At 56.2% G+C, this 17,014-nt stretch carries 12 protein-coding genes; 4 read left to right on the plus strand and 8 right to left on the minus strand.

The features are described from left to right. Positions 1-46: 46 nt before the first annotated feature. Positions 47-2,572 carry a PepSY domain-containing protein gene (locus AUC60_RS10920; RefSeq protein ID WP_087266790.1) on the minus strand — a complete coding sequence of 842 codons (2,526 nt, stop codon included), beginning with the start codon at positions 2,570-2,572 and terminating at the stop codon, positions 47-49. Between the two features lie 432 nt (positions 2,573-3,004). Here AUC60_RS10920 and AUC60_RS27850 point away from each other — a divergent pair, with 432 nt between their 5' ends. Together AUC60_RS27850 and AUC60_RS10930 are read left to right on the plus strand one after the other, a co-directional pair. Continuing rightward, positions 3,005-5,254 carry an alpha-xenorhabdolysin family binary toxin subunit A gene (locus tag AUC60_RS27850; protein WP_158099110.1) on the plus strand — a complete coding sequence of 750 codons (2,250 nt, stop codon included), beginning with the start codon at positions 3,005-3,007 and terminating at the stop codon, positions 5,252-5,254. Between the two features lie 69 nt (positions 5,255-5,323). Continuing rightward, entirely contained in the window at positions 5,324-6,172 is an 849-nt protein-coding gene (locus AUC60_RS10930) for a hypothetical protein (protein WP_144443251.1), read from the plus strand. A gap of 145 nt (positions 6,173-6,317) precedes the next feature. On the opposite strand, the gene AUC60_RS10935 is transcribed toward AUC60_RS10930, so the two are convergent. Further along, on the minus strand, positions 6,318-7,481 hold the full coding sequence (locus AUC60_RS10935) for a type III PLP-dependent enzyme (protein ID WP_087266615.1): 1,164 nt from the start codon (positions 7,479-7,481) through the stop codon (positions 6,318-6,320). Between the two features lie 806 nt (positions 7,482-8,287). Between AUC60_RS10935 and AUC60_RS10940 the strand changes: the two genes are divergently transcribed. Continuing rightward, positions 8,288-8,485 carry a DUF6124 family protein gene (locus AUC60_RS10940; RefSeq protein WP_238599555.1) on the plus strand — a complete coding sequence of 66 codons (198 nt, stop codon included), beginning with the start codon at positions 8,288-8,290 and terminating at the stop codon, positions 8,483-8,485. A gap of 175 nt (positions 8,486-8,660) precedes the next feature. On the opposite strand, the gene AUC60_RS10945 is transcribed toward AUC60_RS10940, so the two are convergent. From AUC60_RS10945 to AUC60_RS10960, 4 genes are read right to left on the minus strand one after another with little or no spacing between them, the layout of a single operon-like run. Then, positions 8,661-9,827 (minus strand): osmoprotectant ABC transporter ATP-binding protein OsmV, encoded by a 1,167-nt coding sequence (locus AUC60_RS10945; RefSeq protein WP_087266617.1) that lies wholly within the window; start codon positions 9,825-9,827, stop codon positions 8,661-8,663. Beyond that, entirely contained in the window at positions 9,824-10,477 is a 654-nt protein-coding gene (locus AUC60_RS10950) for an ABC transporter permease (RefSeq protein WP_087266619.1), read from the minus strand. The genes AUC60_RS10945 and AUC60_RS10950 overlap by 4 nt, the downstream gene beginning before the upstream one ends. A gap of 13 nt (positions 10,478-10,490) precedes the next feature. Next, positions 10,491-11,384 (minus strand): glycine betaine ABC transporter substrate-binding protein, encoded by an 894-nt coding sequence (locus tag AUC60_RS10955; protein ID WP_087266621.1) that lies wholly within the window; start codon positions 11,382-11,384, stop codon positions 10,491-10,493. Positions 11,385-11,399: 15 nt separating this feature from the next. Continuing rightward, a complete protein-coding gene (locus AUC60_RS10960; RefSeq protein WP_087266623.1) occupies positions 11,400-12,113 on the minus strand; it encodes an ABC transporter permease in 714 nt (237 codons plus the stop codon). 345 nt (positions 12,114-12,458) lie between these two features. Between AUC60_RS10960 and AUC60_RS10970 the strand changes: the two genes are divergently transcribed. Next, complete coding sequence (locus AUC60_RS10970) at positions 12,459-14,042, plus strand: peptide chain release factor 3 (RefSeq protein ID WP_087266625.1); 1,584 nt, start codon at positions 12,459-12,461, stop codon at positions 14,040-14,042. A gap of 144 nt (positions 14,043-14,186) precedes the next feature. Here the strand turns inward: AUC60_RS10970 and ggt are convergent, their stop codons facing one another. Next, positions 14,187-15,854, minus strand: a complete 1,668-nt coding sequence (gene ggt, locus AUC60_RS10975; RefSeq protein WP_087266627.1) for a gamma-glutamyltransferase — start codon at positions 15,852-15,854, stop codon at positions 14,187-14,189. Between the two features lie 200 nt (positions 15,855-16,054). After that, complete coding sequence (locus tag AUC60_RS10980; RefSeq protein ID WP_087266629.1) at positions 16,055-16,951, minus strand: LysR family transcriptional regulator; 897 nt, start codon at positions 16,949-16,951, stop codon at positions 16,055-16,057. Positions 16,952-17,014: the final 63 nt, after the last annotated feature.

The following is a 17,014-nucleotide window of genomic DNA, read 5'->3' on the forward strand; positions in this document are numbered from 1 at the left end:
GCGAGCAAGCTCAGCTCCTACAGGTCCTCACTTCGGCCATAAATCTCTAATAAACATCCCTTCGATAACGCCCCTGCTCGATCAACTCCCCGACTGCCTGTGCGCCGAGGATTTCGATCAACGCCGCATCCACTCCTGCCGCCATGCCTTCCAGGCTGCCGCAGATGTAAATCGCTGCGCCGTCCACAAGCCAACGCTTTAACTCGTCAGCGGCCTGAAGCAAGCGGTCCTGCACGTAGATCTTCTCAGCCTGATCACGAGAAAACGCCAGATCCAGCCGCTCGAGCTGCTCTGCTGCCAACCATGCTTGCAGCTCACTGCCGCAGTGGAAATCATGGGCCTGATTACGCTCACCAAACAGCAACCAGTTACGCATCTGCCCCTGTGCAATGCGCGCCTTGAGCAAACTGCGCAACCCGGCGAGTCCGGTGCCGTTGCCTAACAGGATCAGCGGACGCGGTTCATTGGGCAGATGAAAGCTGCTGTTACGTCTAACCCTCAAACTGACCGAACCATTAACCGCCACATGCTCCGTCAGCCAGCCGGAACCCAGCCCCAGGCTGCCATCGGGATGCAGCTCCTGTCGCACGATCAGCTCAAGGACGCCATCCTCGGCAATAGACGCAATGGAGTATTCACGCGGTGTCAACGGCACCAGCGCATCAATCAATGCCTGAGCATGCAGCCCGACCAGATGTGCCCGATGACGAGGCAGTTGCCGACTGGCCAGTGCGACCTCAATAGGCTCTTCCAGCCCGCTCACGCTGACCAGAGAGTTAACGGCGATGCCCAGGCCCGCGAGGAAGTCCTCCACGGCCTGCGAACTGTTACGTGGCATGACTTCCACCAGATCGCCGGCCTCCCACGTCAGTGAAGGTGGCGGTGTAAGGCCGAGCAGAAATACCTTCGAACCGCTGCTGCCAGGGTTGAGCAGTTCGCGCTGTGACAAAGTCCAGTTGTCATACGCCGGTGCCTGCCAGAGCGCGGCCGGCGTGCTGCCGGTCAATTGCCCCAGCTGTTGCTGCCAGTGTTGCAAGGCAACCGGATCGGCACTGTCCACTTCAACAGCGGCGAACAGCGACTGGCCACCCCGCTCTTTCAGCCAGTCCTGCAAGCGATGGGCAAACGCGCAGAAGTGCTGATATTGCCGATCGCCAAGCCCCAGCACGGCGTAATTGAGGTTCTCAAGCGACAACTCTGTACCGAGCAGCTTGCGTTCGAACCCCCGGGCGCTGTCCGGCGCTTCGCCATCTCCGAAAGTGCTCACCACAAACAGCGCATTGCGGCTTTGGTTCAGGTCCTGTTCGGTTACATTGGCCAGCCGTTGGACGTTAACCGGCATCCCAGCAGCCTGCAGTTGCCCCGCCGTCTGCCAGGCCAACTGTTCGGCAAAACCGCTCTGGCTCGCAAACCCGATCAGCCAGGCGGGCCCTTCGGCATGGCTTGCGACGCCCGCACGCGCATTGCGCACATCGCGTTTCTTGCGCCGACGATCCAGATACAACAACCAGCCGGTGATGAAGAACAGCGGCATCATCAGTGACGCAACGGTCATGATGATGCGTCCGGGCATGCCGAAGTAACTGCCCACATGCAGACTGTAATTACTGACCAGCAACTGTGCGCCGAAGCTCTTTTCGGCGTAGCGGGAGACAGCACTGATTTTGCCCGTAGCGGGATCGAGGGTGATCTGGTTCAGCGCCCGAGGATGTGGCGAATCCTTGAGCAGATAGAAGATTGTTGCGGGCTGACCGGCCGCGTTGGGCAGGCGGATATTGTACGAGGCCAATCCCGGACCGGCCGTCGACTGAATGCTGTTCCAGATCGCAACATAGTCCGCTTTCGGTGCGGGTTCGTTTGTGCCCGCTGGGCGCATTCCGCCGCCACGCCGCTGTTCGCCGATTGGCGCATCGCCGAGCAAGGCATGCATGCCGTTGCTGAACCAGTCGTAAGACCAGTTCAATCCGGTAATGGCGAACAGCAGATAGAACAGCAGACACCAGGTACCGAACACCGAATGCAGATCCCAGTTGAAACTGCGGCCTTTTTTGGCCCAGTCCATGGTCAGCCAGATGCGCCAGTTCAGCGCCTTGCGCGGCCAGCGCAGATAGAGCCCGGACAGGCAAAAGAAAATCAGAATCAGCGTACAGGCTGCCGTCACCTGTTTACCGTATTCCCCCATGGCCAGAAAGCGATGCAGCCGCAAGACGAAATCAAAAAAACCTGCCCCCGCAGCGTCGCCCGTGACTTCGCCGGTGTACGGATTGAAATTGCGCATTGGCCCACGCCGCTCGCCGGGGGGCGGGGTGAAATAAACCTGTGCAGCTTTATCCCCGACAGTCTGCACCCGCAAGATCGCCACGGTCAGGCCCGTTTCGGCTTCAAGCTTGCGTACCAGCTCTATCGGAGGCAGCGGTGTGCCACGCGCCTCGATAATCAAGGCATCCGGGTTGATCCACTCAAGTATTTCGTCCTCGAACGAATAGATCGCCCCGGTGATGCCCATCAACGCCAGCACCAGCCCGGCCGTGATGCCGAAGAACCAATGGATTTGAAACAGAATCTTCTTCAACACCCTTACGACCTCATGGACCCGCAATGCGGCGCATTATGCGCCTGAAAGGCATGAATTCTCATCTGTATCCGATTCTTGACAGCGCACAGCATTTATCTCGTCCACCAGCTCTCAGGTGACGCTGTGTGTAGGAACGCATTTTTTACCAAAGTAACCGCCCCTACAGTGCGTGTAGGACGCATCGCCAACGAGTTATGGCCTTCATGAAAAAACGGGCTCACTCTCAATGTTTACCGGTGTTCTGAATAACAGGAGGCAAAAACTTAGCCCTACCGTGAAACATCAATGTGTTAACCGCTACACACCTGGACTTACTTCGCGTTTTGACCCACACAAACAGCGCACCTAGCCTAGCAAGTGTGCAGCAGGAATCTGCACCGATAGATACTGACAAGGCTCCACCAACCCATTCATTAAAGGATTAATGAAATGACTCATCACGATGATACCCCGGTGACCGATGACGTCCTCGCCGACGAGGCCAGCAGAGCGCCACAAATTCTTATGGATGCCTCCATCGGTCGAATGGAAGATTCAACTCGCGAACCAGGCTTGATTCTGACCAAAGAACAAATCAAGAACATTAAGCACTACGAAGTGGCAGGCCTTGCACTGCCGACCGAAACGGGCGCTGTGATTGGTTATCTGGGTTACAACGAAGGTGAAGGTGCTGGCAAAGGCCTGGAGCCAAGGGACTTTCAGAAAACCTTTACGTTGATAAACAGCCATGCGCGTACATGGAATCCGCTTCGGACAGACTTGATTGCCGTGACCAGCAAACTTCAGATCTTTGCCGACGACATTAAAAACAATGGCAACACCATGGAGAATATCTACGCAGATGTGAACGCACTGAAGAAACTCGACGGGTACGATCTCAAGACACTGGAAGATGTCAAAAAACTAAAAGATGAACTCGGCGATCGACTCAGCGAGTTCAACCTGGATGCGCAAGACAAAAGCACCGTCAGTCAATTCAGCTACTTCCTCGATAACATATTTGAAGCGGTCAATCGTCAGCACACTGAAGCGACAGACATCAAAAAGCGCCTGGACACTTTCAGCGGCGACCTTGCTGAAAAAGTGCTTCCCGAGATAAAAATCAAGATCGCGACTATCAATAACAGCGCCCTCGCAGACCTCATCAAGTTGTTGAGTGAAGACATCGAAGAGCGCGCCAAAAAAATCGAGGAGTTGAACAACGCCTACAAAACATCCGTGAGAGCAGCCCTGGATGCGGCATCCAAATTGAATATTATCGGGCTGGCGGTATCAATCTATACCGGGGTTGAAGCGGAAAAAATTCGCAAGGCGCGCAATGACTTACAAAAGGAGCAGCAAGGGAAGATCGCAGAAATGCGCACTAAAGACAAAGTTCTTGGCGCTCTGCACCGGGTCCGGTCGGACCTTCAGGACCTGGATATCATTGTCGTTGATGCAGACATCGCCACCAAAAACCTGGTGACCGTCTGGAACAAGATCACCCTCTTCATTGATCGGTCCAGAAAGGGCGTGGAGGAAATCAATGATGCGCTGAGCCTGTACCAGTTTATGGATCACTTTCGCTCAGTGGTCAGACCTTGGGAAACCATCAGTCGCGATGCTTACCAGCTGTATGAGGTCTTCGATCAGGCCGATAAAGAGTTTCGTGAAACCTATGGTCCCCAGACACTTATCCAGTCACGGAGTTTGAGATTAGCGAGCGCTACCATGATGATTGACGAGCCCGACCTGCAAGCGATGCGTGAGGCAAAAGAAACGTGTGACTCAGCAATGAGAGCTGCCACTGTGTATCACGACGCAACGGAATACTTGCCGACGCTCTATGCGAAGTTCAACCATCTGAACAGCGCGCTGAGTCAAGCGCATTCAGGCCTGACCGCGTCTGCCCAACAGATATTTTATGACCTGCAGCTCAAGATGGAAAACATAGCCCGCTATCAGAAAGAACTCACCGACACTGAGGATGAAAGTGATCGCGAATACATTCTCAAGAGTCTTTCCAATATCCCGATTGCAGCAACAACCGCCACGGCAGCCGAGACCAGAAAGCTGGTTGATCATCTGGGGTTGATAAACGAGACGTTCAATCGCGAATCAACGCTGACGTCCCTCAACGGGCTCACGATTCAGGCCGCCAAACTACCTGAAGACATCGCCGCGCTCGAAGAACGCAAAAGCATGCTGGAAGGTGAACGCACTACGCTCAACAGTGCTATTCAGGCAATCGAAAACAAGGGCTTTGCCGACATTGGTGCAGAGGCCATCTTGAACGCCGAGACGCTCGCCGCACTTCAGCTTGCGGGTCCACAAGCCGCTGTGGTGAAAGCTGCGCTTGATCTGTTGCAGAAGTCGCTCGCCGACCTTGACGCGGCGCTGAACTACTACGGCTTGTTAAGCCTGCGCGAAAACAGACATACCCGTATTGATGAGGAAACACAGAAAATCAATCGCAAAAAAGAGGAAGCCAGAACCGTCGCGCAGCGAACTGGCTTTATCGAGAATATCCACCGCTTTGACGATACCCGTCAGATTTACATTCGGGAGTACTCTAAAATTATCGCATCGCTGAAAGCGTTCACCACCAAATATGCGCTGACGCCCAATGGCAGTGAAGCGGTCGAGCAGTGGAGTAAAGACGCTAAAGAAGTCGTGACTTATCTCACAGCCGTTCAATAAAAACCGGACAAGAACTGCAAGTCTTTTGATAAGGCTTGCAGTTCGTGGCGCACTTTGGAACGTCAAAACGTGAATACCAAAATAAATGCCGTTATGGCCGATGAGTCTCAAGCCGCGGGGCTGGATAACTTTCGGATTTACCTTGAACGCCTCCCTGACCATCTCGATAACTTTTTAAAAATTCTCGGCTTGCCATTACTGAGCAGTAGCACACACCCGGCCATGAGTCCTGTTGCTGCACGTGCCCAAAGGGATATCCCGCTGTGGCCAAAAATGGCGACGGAGCTCCGACAGTTTCATGTGGATGTCACACGGCTTATTGACGATGCCATCGCACTCGTTACTCAACTCAACCTTTATGAACAGTCTGATGATAGCCACAGTGCCCTTGAAAACCTCAATACCCTGCGGCTGCACGCGGCCCCTTTCACTATCAACGGGAAGCTCGGCATCAGCCCTTCCAGCCAAACCTATGACGTTACGTACACCCAGTCGGAAACGCTTATCGCGTTCGAGAACCGACTGTATATCGCCCTCCAGGATATGAAGCTGATTCAGCAAAGCACCGTCGATATCATCCCGCGCGTGATTGATTTCATGCGGGTCAAGATAGCGGAGCATGAAGCTCGGCATCGCAGGCAAGACTTAACATTCACCGAGCCGGTGCGCAAACAACTTGAAGCGGCCTATGCCAGCCTTCAGTCGTCGAGGGCAGCGTATTTTGCTGCGGTCGAGGCCGCTAACAGGCTGCATGCCTATTGCACCCTCCAACGCGACACTTTGGCGGATTCCAGACGGCAGCTTTTAAGAATCAGTGAGGGCAGTAACGTGCGGATATTCGTGCTGCAGATGAACCTGATGAGTATCCGGCTTGATGAGGCAAACCGCATGATCAAACGGATTCGAGAACTGCTGTAAGGCTTAACGCAATGGTCCTCAGACCCTGCTGGCCACGCACCTCGGTAGCGAGGCAGCTTCAGAATGAAATCAGACCATCACGCGCCCACAAAAAACCCGCGATCACTCGCGGGTTTTCTTTTTACCCTGCCTTGTCAGCAGGTCGTCAGATATAGAACGACTTCAGCGGCGGGAAGCCATTGAACTCTACGGCGCTATAGCTGGTGGTGTAGGCACCGGTGGACAACCAGTACAGGCGGTCACCGATGGCCAGGTTCAGCGGCAGGCCATACTTGTAGTTTTCGTACATGATGTCGGCGCTGTCGCAGGTTGGACCGGCGATCACCACTTCTTCCATCTCGCCCTTCTTCTCGGTCCAGATCGGGAACTTAATGGCTTCGTCCATGGTTTCGATCAGGCCGGAGAACTTGCCCACGTCCGTGTATACCCAGCGCTCTACCGCAGTGCGGGATTTACGCGACACCAGAACCACTTCGCTGACCAGAATACCGGCGTTGGCGATCAACGAACGACCCGGCTCCAGAATGATTTCCGGCAGATCATCGCCGAAGTCTTCTTTCAGGTAGCGAATGATTTCTTCAGCGTAGGTTTCCAGGCTGTTGGTGCGGGTGATGTAGTTGGCCGGGAAGCCGCCGCCCATGTTGATCAGCTTGAGAACGATGCCGTCTTCTTCTTTCAGACGCTCGAAGATCACTTTGACCTTGGCAATCGCGGCGTCCCAGACGCTGATATCGCGCTGTTGCGAACCGACGTGGAACGATAGGCCGTAAGGCACCAGACCCAGATCACGCGCCAGGATCAGCAGATCCATCGCCATGTCGGTCTGACAGCCGAATTTACGCGACAAAGGCCAGTCAGCCGTGGTCGAGCCTTCGGTGAGGATACGCACGTAGACTTTCGAACCCGGCGCGGCCTTGGCGATGTTGCGCAGGTCAGCTTCGGAGTCGGTGGAGAACAGACGCACGCCCTTCTCGTAGAAGTAGCGGATGTCCTTGGATTTCTTGATGGTGTTGCCGTAGCTGATGCGGTCTGGAGTGACACCGCGGTCCATGACCTTGTCCAGCTCATAGATCGAGGCGATGTCGAAGCTCGAACCTTTTTCCTTGAGCAGGTCGATGATCTCGACAGCCGGGTTGGCTTTGACGGCGTAGTAAACCTTGGCGAATTCGAAGCCTGCGCGCAGGTCATCGTAGGCCTGGCTGATCATCTGGGTATCGATGACCACGAACGGGGTTTCTTGCTTGTCGGCAAACGCCTTCATTTTGTTGAAGGTGTCGCGCTGGAAATAGTCTTCGACCTGAATCGGCATGCGGAAACTCCTACTGGCAAACTGCATTAATCAATGGGTGCAAATGAACGTCCTCCGTATCCCCACTTTGGTTCGCCTACTTCCCAAGGCATGTCCGCCGAAAGCAAAAAGGCCACCAGGAAGCGCATTCCCTATGGCCTTGCTGTCTCGTCGTCAGTACTTGAGCCGGATGGATCGTTTCCAGCATGGACGTTCGGCGCGAACTGTAGGACCTGAGGGGTCAGAGATCAACAAAAAATGTCGCATTTGCAGACGTTTCTGCCGGATCGGCACCACTGCCCCATTGTAGTAACGGACACGTGTGACAGCTTGATGTTCATTTTTGAGGTAAATGGGCAATGAGCTGGCTCATTCTCGGTAGCTCTATCACCGCAGTACCTGTGGGAGCTGGGCTTGCCCGCGATAAGGTCGCCGCAGATATCAGGTCTATCGTATTCAGCCTTATCGCGGGCAAGCCCAGCTCCCACATAAGAGTCCCCTGCAAAACCCGTGTTTCCTACAAAAAATGTGACGATTGCGAATGACCCGTCCCTATCTCCCGTGTGAAGTTTCCTAGAAACTCAAACCCGCTTGCGCCTGCCATTTCCCGGAACTAGCCTGCGCTCCGCCACTGTAAATCAGTGGCCGGGTGTGAGAACTCGGTTGTAATGAGGTGCATCAGTCTGTCAGTCAGATATGGCGGCTGTGTGCAGGCAGACCTAGGTCTGGCCGGACGCTCCTCACCGGTTTCTCACCCTGTTCATCGCTGCCACCCTTTCCGCGTGAGAACGGCAATCGGAGGCTCCATAATATTGAGGAGCTGCATCTTGATAAAAAATCCCACCACCCTCGAGCAGGACCTCCAACGCGCCAGCGACCTGCTGCGTGGCGCAGCCGCCACCGCCTACGAATCCAGCGACCAGCTCACCGGCCAGAAACGCGACCTGGCGTTTTCGGTGGTGCACCTGGTCGAGATTGCGCAGGGGTTGATTGAGCGATCTTTGGTGTCAGTCGAGCCGCGATAGAGCGTACCCCCACACTGACGTGGGACCGGCTTTAGCCGGGAAGAGGCCAGTACAGTCGGTACATCTTTGTCGTCAAAACTACCGCCTTCCCGGCTAAAGCCGGTCCCACGTCGTGCACTGCACCCCAAAGTCTGGATTAGGTGTCCAACTTTTGGGGGGGCAGTTCAACCTGCGATCAGGCCTGTGCTTCAGCCACGATGTCCGCCGGCGAAACGATACTCGTCTTGCCGCCACGTGAACGGCCCGAGCTCAGGTACTCGGCAATGGATTCCTGAGTGACCTCACCCAGGAACACGTTCTCGGCATCCAGCACCGGAAGCCATGAGCGGTTGAACTCGTACATGCGCGACAGCAGGATGCGCAAGTGCTCGTCGTAAGCCGCGGTGGCGTTGAACTGACGCAGGAATGGCAGGCATGTACCCGTCTGGCGATGCAGGTCGCGACGACGCACATAACCCATGGCCTTGTTCTCGGCATCCGTCACGACGATGTAGCGACGGTCGTTTTCGTCCATCACTTCCAGCGCATCAGCAACTGGGGTTTCCGGGCTGACCGATGGGGCGTTGTCCGCGGCGTCTTCGGCTTTGACCAGCAGCAAGCGTTTCAGAGTGCTGTCCTGCCCGACGAAGCTGGAAACGAACTCGTCTGCCGGATGCGCCAGCAAGGTGTCCGGGTGATCGATCTGCAGCAGTTTGCCTGCACGGAAGATCGCGATCTTGTCGCCCAGCTTGATGGCTTCGTCGATATCGTGGCTGACCATGATCACGGTCTTGTTCAGCGCACGCTGCATTTCGAAGAATTCGTTCTGGATCATCTCGCGGTTGATCGGGTCGACCGCACCGAACGGTTCGTCCATCAACAGCAAAGGAGCATCGGCGGCCAGGGCGCGGATCACACCGATACGCTGCTGCTGACCACCGGACAGTTCGCGCGGGTAGCGGTGCAGATACTGCTTGGGTTCCAGCTTGATCATGCTCATCAGTTCACGAGCACGGTCGTGGCAACGTTTCGCGTCCCAGCCCAACAGTTTCGGCACAACAACGATGTTTTCTTCGATGGTCATGTTCGGGAACAGACCGATCTGCTGAATCACGTAGCCGATGTTGCGACGCAGGGTCACTTCGTCCAGATCAGTCGTGTCTTCGCCGTTGATCAGCACTTTGCCGGAGGTTGGCATGATCAGGCGGTTGATCATTTTCAGCGTAGTGGACTTGCCGCAACCCGACGGGCCGAGGAAGACGCAGATCTCGCCTTCGTTGACGGTGAGGCTGACCGAATCGACAGCCTTCACTTCTTTACCGTTGCTTTGGAAAGTTTTCGAGAGGTTTTGAAGTTCGATCATTTCAGTAATCCTTTTGGAGTCAGCGCGCGTTGCAGCCATTGCAGAAGAAGGTCAGCGATGATGGCCAGAATACTGACCAGTACCGCGCCGACGATCAGCATCGACATGTCGCTGCGGCTGATTGAAGCAAGAATAAGTACACCCAGACCGCCAGCACCGATGGTGGCGGCGATGGTCATGACACCGATGTTCATCACCACGGCCGTACGCACGCCAGCGAGGATCACCGGCACGGCGATAGGCAGTTCAACCATGCGCAGGCGCTGGCCGAAGGTCATGCCGATGCCTTTGGCGGCTTCGCGGATACCCGGCTCGACACCGGTCAGCGCCAGGTAGGTGTTACGCATGATCGGCAGCAGCGAGTACAGGAACACGGCAGTGATGGCTGGCATCGGGCCAAGGCCCTGACCAAACTTGGAGTAGAACGGCAGCAGCAGGCCGAACAGGGCAATCGACGGCACAGTCAGCAGCACGGTGGCGCTGGCTTGCAGCGGGCCAGCGAGCGCCGGGAAGCGGGTCATCAATACGCCCAGCGGAACGCCGACGACGATGGCCAGTGTTACAGCGATGCCAACCAGGGTGATGTGCTGCCAGGTCAGTTGAATGACCTGTGCCCAGTCCAGATGGGAGAAGGCGCTAAAAATACTCATATCGTCTCCTTCCTTAGTTAAGTGGGTGCTGGCGCAGGAAATCTGCGGCAACCGTGGATGGGCTTTCGTGACCAACGTCGATGCGAGCGTTGAGGTCGATCATGGTCTGGTTGTCCAGCAGATCAGCCAGCGGCTTGAGCAACGTGGCGATTTCCGGGTGCTTGTCCAGATACTCCTGACGGATCACCGGGGCAGCGGTGTAGTCCGGGAAGTAGTGTTTGTCGTCTTCCAGCACTTTGAGTTTGAAAGCGTTCAAGCGACCGTCGGTGGTGTAAACCAGACCGGCAAACACCTGGCCGTTACGCAGCGCGGTGTAGACCAGTCCGGCGTCCATCTGGCGAGTGTTCTCACGACCGAGATTCATGTCGTAATGCTTGACCATGCCGATCAGGCCGTCGGAACGGTTGGCGAACTCGGTGTCCAGCGCTACGACATGACCCTCTTTGGCTTCGTCTTTGAGGACTTTGGTCAGGTCGGTCATGGTGTTGACCTGCGGGTACTGGTCCGCAACTTTTTGCGGCAGCGCCAAGGCGTAGGTGTTGTTGAATTTCGACGGGGAAAGCCAGACCAGGCCTTTCTTCGCATCGACTTCTTTCACCCGTGCGTAGGTTTGTTCGCTGTCGAGCTTTTCATCGATGTGGTTATAGGCAACCAGCGAAACGCCGGTGTATTCCCACAGCAGATCCAGCTGACCGCTTTCCTGTGCGCTGCGCGCCAGGTTACTGCCCAGGCCGCCGGTGATTTGTACGTCGTAGTTCTTGGTACGCAGGTATTGCGCAGTGAGTTCAGCCAGCATGGTCTGCTCGGTAAACACACGAGCGCCAATGCGCAGCAGCGGTTTTTCCGCCGCTTGGGCAAGTGCCGGGAACAGCATGGCAAAGCCTAAAAACAAGCATAATTTTTTCATTGGTATTCCTTTCGCTCAGCGAGTCAGGCCACGTTCCAGCCAGGTACGACTGGCGAGTGTCACCAGACCATCAAGCAGCAACGCCAGCAGAGCGGTACACGCTGCGCCCAGCACCAGTTGCGGCTGATTGTTCAAGGCGATGCCCGGGAAGATCAGGCTGCCAAGGCTGTTGGCACCGATCAGGAAGGCCAGAGGCGCGGTACCGACGTTGATCGCCAGCGCCACACGCACACCGCCGACAATGATCGGCACGGCGTTGGGCAATTCGACCCGCCACAACACCTGACGCGGCGTCATGCCGATACCGACCGCAGCTTCCTTGAGTGAACCCTGAACGTTTTTGAGGCCTTCATAGGTGTTGCGCACGATGGGCAACAGCGAGGCGAGGAACAGCGCGAAGATCGCAGGCCCACTGCCGATCCCGAGAATCCCGAGGGCAATGGCCAGAACGGCGAGAGGCGGAATGGTGTTACCAATGTTGAAGATCTGCATGAAGCGTTCGGCGCGGCCAACCATACTGGGTCGGCTAAGGGCAATGCCCGCCGGGATCCCGACCACGAGGGCCGCCAACATTGAAACCAGAACCAGAATCAGGTGAGCTTGCAGATAGAACAGCAGGTCACCTTGGTATTGCTTGATAGTACTGATGCCGATCCAGTGGATCAGCAGGGCCAGGAGTGCGATTACAACCGCACCTCCAATCAGCCCCTTGCCATAGCGATTAGCCACAGGCGGACTCCTTATTTCAGTCGGCGAACGCGTTGCCGTTGACTAGCCTGAAAGGCAGCCAGGAATAACGTTCGCGAAGAGCAGCGGGTGGGTCGCCATTGAGGTTGCCCTCGGCGAAAACACAAGCCATTAGCGCAGCTTCGTCAAGCCAACATGCTGATTTAATCAGCCCCTGAAGTTGGCCGTTTTACTGGCCTTGACGGGGGAATGGACGTCTCCACGATCTGAAAGGTTCCCACGTGAGACATTAATTAGCCACCGCCGATGTGCTGAACGGTTCGGTTCTTGTCCCGACTTAGGCTATAATCTGCGCCCTTTTTTGACTCACCTGCCAGGCGATTTCCCATGACCCAACAGGCCGCCGAAGTCGCGAAACGCCGCACTTTCGCCATTATTTCCCACCCGGATGCGGGTAAAACCACCATCACAGAAAAACTGCTGTTGATGGGCAAGGCCATTTCCGTCGCCGGCACGGTGAAATCTCGTAAATCAGATCGTCACGCGACCTCCGACTGGATGGAAATGGAGAAGCAACGCGGCATCTCCATCACCACGTCGGTCATGCAGTTCCCGTATCGCGATCACATGATCAACCTGCTCGACACCCCGGGCCACGAAGACTTCTCCGAAGACACCTATCGCACCCTGACCGCGGTCGACTCCGCATTGATGGTGCTCGATGGCGGTAAAGGGGTTGAGCCACGGACCATCGCCCTGATGGACGTTTGCCGTCTGCGTGATACGCCAATCGTCAGCTTCATCAACAAGCTCGACCGCGACATTCGCGACCCGATCGAGTTGCTGGACGAGATCGAAGCGGTCCTGAAGATCAAGGCTGCACCGATCACCTGGCCGATTGGTTGCTACCGCGACTTCAAGGGTGTTTATCACCTGGCTGACGACTACATCATTGTTTACACCGCCGGTCACGGCCACGAGCGCACCGACACTCGCATCATCGAGAAGCTGGATTCGGACGAAGCCCGCGCTCATTTGGGCGACGAGTACGACCGTTTTGTTGAACAGCTGGAACTGGTGCAGGGCGCCTGCCACGAGTTCAATCAGGAAGAGTTCATCAACGGCCAACTGACGCCGGTGTTCTTCGGTACAGCACTGGGCAACTTCGGTGTCGATCACGTGCTTGATGCCGTCGTGAACTGGGCACCGAAGCCTTTGGCCCGTGTTGCCAACGAGCGCACCGTCGAGCCCGTGGAAGAGAAATTCAGCGGTTTCGTGTTCAAGATTCAAGCGAACATGGACCCGAAACACCGCGACCGTATCGCGTTCATGCGTATCTGTTCGGGCCGCTACGACAAGGGCATGAAAATGCGCCATGTCCGTTTGGGCAAAGACGTGCGGATTGGTGACGCGCTGACGTTCTTCTCCTCAGAGCGTGAAATGCTTGAAGAGGCCTACGCAGGCGACATCATCGGTTTGCACAACCACGGCACGATCCAGATCGGCGATACCTTTACCGAAGGCGAAAGCCTGGGCTTTACCGGTATCCCGCACTTCGCCCCGGAACTGTTCCGTCGTGTGCGCCTGAAAGATCCGCTCAAGTCCAAGCAGTTGCGTCAGGGCCTGCAGCAACTGGCCGAAGAAGGCGCCACGCAGGTGTTCTTCCCGCTGCGCAGCAACGACATCATCCTCGGTGCGGTCGGTGTGCTGCAGTTTGATGTGGTAGCGAGCCGCCTGAAGGAAGAATACAAAGTCGAATGTGCTTACGAGCCAATCACCGTGTATTCAGCCCGCTGGATCGATTGTGCGGACAAGAAGAAGCTCGAAGACTTTGAAGTCAAAGCCGTGGAAAACCTGGCCCTGGACGGCGGCGGTCACCTGACCTACCTCGCGCCAACGCGGGTTAACCTGGCCTTGATGGAAGAGCGCTGGACAGACGTGAAATTCCGCGCGACGCGTGAGCATCATTAATTAGCTACAAACGCTGACCATTTGTGGGAGCAGAGCTTGCTCGCGATAAGGCTGAACGCGACCTAAAGTTAATCGCGTCCAGCCTCATCGCGAGCAAGCTCTGCTCCCACATATAAATTTCATTTCAATTCAGCAATGAGTTAATCACCGCACCACCATCCCCACTCCCCTGCCCCGCGGGTCCGAGGCGGTTTCAAGCTTCGTGCCATCCACTTTGATCGCCTGCACGTTACCCATCTCCCAGCCCTGCTCCTCCAGCGTGTAACCCATGGCTTTCAGCTCGTCGGCAACCTTGCCGGTCAAAGGCGCGTGGGAATCGTAGTAAATGGTGTCTTTGGGTAATAACTGGTGATGCACCCGCTGTGCGCCAACAGCTTCCTTGAGCGGCAGTTTGTAGTCATAGATGTTGTTCAGCACCTGAAAGATCGAGGTGAAGATCCGCGAGCCACCGGGTGTGCCCAGCACCAGCGTTACCTGACCGTCACGCGTTACCAGGCTCGGACTCATCGACGACAGCATGCGCTTGCCCGGTTCAATGGCATTGGCGCTGCCACCGACCACACCAAACGCGTTGGCGACGCCCGGCTTGGAGCTGAAATCGTCCATCTCATCGTTGAGCAGGAAGCCCGCGCCCTTCACCACCACGCCGCTGCCGTAGTCCCAGTTCAGCGTGTAGGTGTTGCTGACCGCGTTGCCCTGTTTGTCGACGATTGAAAAGTGCGTGGTCTGATGCGGCTCCAGCCCAGGCTTGACGCTTTCGGTCGGAGAGATGGCGGTGGGATTGATCTCATTGGCACGCTTGGCCAGATAACTCGGGTCGATCAACTCTGCAACGGGTGCTTTGGTGAAGTTGGGGTCGCCCAGATAATCCGCCCGGTCAGCAAATACGCGCTTTTCGATCTCCGCCAGCAGGTGAATGTACTTGGCGGAGTTCAGCGCTACGCCTTTGAAATCATCAGCCCGCTGTTCTTTGATGCCGATCAGTTGCGCCAGCGCGACACCGCCTGAACTGGGCAGAGGCGCGGTGTACAGGGTGTTGCCCTGCCAATTGACGTGCAGCGGCTTGCGCCAGACTGCTTTGTATTCAGCCAGGTCCTGCTTGGTCACCAGGCCCTTGTCATGCTCCATCTGCTTGACCAGCAGATCAGCGGTTTCGCCTTTATAGAACTCATCCGCACCTTTGTTGGCAATGCGCTCCAGGGTCTTGGCCAGCTCGGGCTGACGCAGGGTTTCACCGACTTTCATGCTGCCGAAATAATCGTTGAAGTTAGTGGTGCCCTTGAACAACTCCAGGGCTTCCTGACGGTACATGTACTGTTTTTCAGCAACCTTGAAGCCGTTCTGCGCGTAGCCAATGGCAGGCGTCAGCAGCTCGGACCATTTCAGCTTGCCGAACTTCTGATGGGCTTCCCACAACCCCATGACCGTGCCCGGCACGCCGACTGCGCGCGCACCGACCAGGCTCATGTTTTCGATCACCTCGCCTTTTTCGTTGAGGTACATGTTGCGGCTGGCAGCTTTAGGTGCTGTTTCGCGGTAATCGAGGAAGTACGGTTTGCCGTCCATGAACAGGGTCATGAAACCGCCACCGCCGATGTTGCCCGCCTCGGGATACGTCACGGCCAGCGTGAATGCGGTAGCCACCGCAGCGTCTACCGCATTACCCCCTTTGCGCAGCACATCGGCCGCGACCTTGGCGCCGTATTCATCGGGCGACGCCACCGCGCCACCTTCCAGCGTGACGGCAAATACGGAAGAAGAACTGAAGATTGCCACTGACAAAGCCAGTGTCTTGAACATAACCACTCGCATGAGGCTTCCTTAATGTGAAGGTCAGACGGCGTTGATTAATGACCAGCGAGGCGATAAACGCAAATGGAAGTACAGCACACACGACGTGGGACCGGCTTCAGCCGGGAAGAGGTCAGTACAGCACTGCATATGTTTCGCCCGAAATGCAGCCTTCCCGGCTAAAGCCGGTCCCACGTCATGAACTGCGCTCAAAGTCTGGACTAAACCACATACCCCTTCATCTTCTCCTGAATGAAATCCAGGAAGCATTGAATCCTCAGCGCCAGCTGCGAGTTGCGGTAATACACCGCGTGAATCGGTTGGCGATGACCGCTGTTGGCACTGGCGAGGATGACTTTGAGGCGGCCCATGCGAATGTCTTCGTGGGTCATGAAATGCGACAGACAGACGATGCCCTCACCCGCAAGAGCCAGATGGCGCAAGGTCTCGCCACTGGACGCGGAAATGGCGGGCTGGATCAGTAAGCGATCACCCTCGGCATGGCGCAGCGGCCAATGGTTGAGGGTTTCGGTGTGGGTGAAACCCAGCAGTACATGGTTGCTCAATGACGCCACGGTTTTGGGCTGGCCATGGCGCTCAAGATAAGCCGGGCTGGCCAGAATATTCAACGGGCTGCTGCCCAGAAAACGGGCATGCAGCGTTGAATCAGCGAGGGTGCCGATCCGGATGGCGACGTCAGTACTTTGCTCCAGCAGATCGATGATCAAGTCGTTGGTGTTGAGCTCCAGCTGGATCTCCGGATAACGCTGACGAAACTCGGCCACGTAAGGTACGACCGAATGGAACATGAACGGCGATGCCGCGTTGATACGCAAACGCCCGGCCGGGGTCTGATGACGCAGTGACAGGCGCTCTTCGAGGTCTTCCATTTGCGCCAGGATCTGTCGAGCCTGCTCGAGGAAGTACTTGCCCTCTTCCGTCAGGTCCATGCGCCGCGTGGTGCGGTTGATCAGGGTGGTTTCAAGCTTCGCTTCGAGCCGCGACAGCGTACGGCTGATGGCCGATGGCGTCTGTCCGATCTGCTCGGCCGCCGCAGAAATTGAACCGCTTTCGATGACTGAAACAAATACCTGTAATTCGTCAGACCGGGCTTTCATCCATGTACTCCGCTCAAATAGCGCTGGATATTAGCGCTAATTTGAGCGGGGAACTCAATCTCT

Source organism: Pseudomonas caspiana (assembly GCF_002158995.1).
GTDB classification, from domain to species: Bacteria; Pseudomonadota; Gammaproteobacteria; order Pseudomonadales; family Pseudomonadaceae; genus Aquipseudomonas; species Aquipseudomonas caspiana.

Excerpts from the sequence above, each read along its gene's own strand:
- AUC60_RS10950 (WP_087266619.1), bottom strand. The coding sequence starts at position 10,477 with ATGAGTATTTTTAGCGCCTTCTCCCATCTGGACTGGGCACAGGTCATT.
- AUC60_RS27850 (WP_158099110.1), top strand. The coding sequence starts at position 3,005 with ATGACTCATCACGATGATACCCCGGTGACCGATGACGTCCTCGCCGAC.
- AUC60_RS10935 (WP_087266615.1), bottom strand. The coding sequence starts at position 7,481 with ATGCCGATTCAGGTCGAAGACTATTTCCAGCGCGACACCTTCAACAAA.
- AUC60_RS10980 (WP_087266629.1), bottom strand. The coding sequence starts at position 16,951 with ATGAAAGCCCGGTCTGACGAATTACAGGTATTTGTTTCAGTCATCGAA.
- AUC60_RS10945 (WP_087266617.1), bottom strand. The coding sequence starts at position 9,827 with ATGATCGAACTTCAAAACCTCTCGAAAACTTTCCAAAGCAACGGTAAA.
- AUC60_RS10955 (WP_087266621.1), bottom strand. The coding sequence starts at position 11,384 with ATGAAAAAATTATGCTTGTTTTTAGGCTTTGCCATGCTGTTCCCGGCA.
- AUC60_RS10970 (WP_087266625.1), top strand. The coding sequence starts at position 12,459 with ATGACCCAACAGGCCGCCGAAGTCGCGAAACGCCGCACTTTCGCCATT.
- ggt (WP_087266627.1), bottom strand. The coding sequence starts at position 15,854 with ATGCGAGTGGTTATGTTCAAGACACTGGCTTTGTCAGTGGCAATCTTC.